The organism is Mycobacterium sp. (assembly GCF_039583805.1).
Classification (GTDB): domain Bacteria; phylum Actinomycetota; class Actinomycetes; order Mycobacteriales; family Mycobacteriaceae; genus Mycobacterium.
In genome coordinates, this window is sequence record NZ_JAVKSH010000148.1 from 1 (window position 1) to 1,746 (window position 1,746).

The 1,746-nt window shown below is 68.8% G+C and carries 1 protein-coding gene; it reads right to left on the reverse strand.

The annotated features are described in order from the left end of the window. Nucleotides 1–1,378, reverse strand: a 1,378-nt coding sequence (locus tag ABDW21_RS15770) for a polyketide synthase (protein ID WP_343710708.1), incomplete at its 3' end; no start/stop codon positions are given. Between the last annotated feature and the right edge of the window lie 368 nt (nt 1,379–1,746).

Consider the following 1,746-nt stretch of genomic DNA (forward strand, 5'->3'; position numbering starts at 1 on the left):
ACACCGGCACCACCAACGCGCCGTCGACAGCCGCAGCCGGTCGCGCATCCGGCGCCGCTTCGGTTTCGGGTGCTTGTGCTGGTGCTTGTTCGAGGATCGCGTGCACGTTGGTGCCCGAGAACCCGTAGGACGACACCGCCGCCCGACGAGGTGACCCGTCCGCCTCACCCGGCCACGGCGTGATCGCTTGCGGCACAAAGAGATTGGTTTCCACGTGGGCGAACTCGTCGGGCATCCCGGTGAAGTGCAGATTGGGTGGGACCACGCCGTGCTGCAGCGCCAGCACCGCCTTCATCAGCCCCAACGCCCCGGCGGCCGACTGGGTGTGCCCGAAGTTGGTTTTCACCGACCCCAGCGCGCAGGGGTTGTCGATGCCGTATACCGCGGCCAGGCTTTCGTATTCGATCGGGTCACCGACCGGGGTGCCGGGGCCGTGCGCCTCCACCATGCCCACGCCGGCGGGGTCGACGCCGGCGGCGGCCAGCGCCGCCCGGTAGACCGCGGTCTGCGCGGTCACCGACGGTGTCACGATGTTGACGGTGTGACCGTCCTGGTTGGCGGCCGTGCCGCGCACCACGGCCAGCACCCGGTCGCCGTCGGCCAGCGCATCCGGCAACCGCTTGAGCGTCACCACGACGCAACCCTCGCCGGGCACGAACCCGTCGGCCGCGGCGTCGAACGCATGACAACGCCCGGTCGGAGACAGCATGCCGATGGCCGACCCGGAGGCGACTTTGCGGGGTTCGAACATCACCGAGGCGCCGCCCGCCAGCGCAACGTCGCTTTCGCCCTCCTGCAGGCTGCGGCAGGCCAGGTGGATGGCGGTGAGGCCGGACGAGCACGCGGTGTCGACGGTGATCGCGGGACCGTGCAGGCCCAGCGCGTAGGAGATGCGCCCGGACCCCATGGCGAAGCTGTTGCCCATGTACCCGTACGGCCCCGCCAAGGCGTTGGCGTCGGCGTGCACGAACTGGTAGTCGTCGTGCATCAGCCCGACGAACACGCCGGTCTGCACGCCGCTCAGCGTCTCGGGGGCCAGACCCGCGTGTTCGAGGGCCTCCCATGCGGTTTCCAGCAGCAGGCGATGCTGCGGGTCCATCGCCGTCGCTTCCTTCTCGCCGATCCCGAAGAACTCGTGATCGAAGTCGGCGACATTGTCCAGAAATGCGCCCCATTTGCACACCGTCCGCCCGGGCAGGCCGGGCTCGGGGTCGTAGAACTCGTCGGCGTCCCAGCGCTCGGGCGGGACCTCGGTGACCAGGTCCTCGCCGCGCAGCAACGCCTCCCACAGCCGATCAGGCGAGTCGATGCCCCCCGGCAAACGGCACGCCATACCGACGACGGCAACCGGTGTCGTACCCGTCCTGTCCACGCTCATCCACCCCTCGTACCTGCTTACGCCTGTGCGCCGGCCTCGACGTCACGGCGGCGGCTCCGGGGAAACCACGCCGAACTGCGAGCCGCGCTGAGCAAACACTGCCGACAGCTTATCGGTGGCCGCGCGCACCACCCGAGTCCCGTCATCGTAGCGCCCGGGGCGCGTTGGACATATTTCTCCCAATTCCGGTCCCGAAGCCATCGTCGATCCGCTGGGCTCGACCATGAACCTTTGGGCCGCAGTCACTTCGCCGTTCTGACGATAGTGAGGTTGTGATCATGTAACGCGGTGATGAGTGCGCGGGTCTCGTCGTCGTGTTGTGGCGCCAGTTCGTGAGCGATGGCTGTGCGCACCACGGCCGATACCGG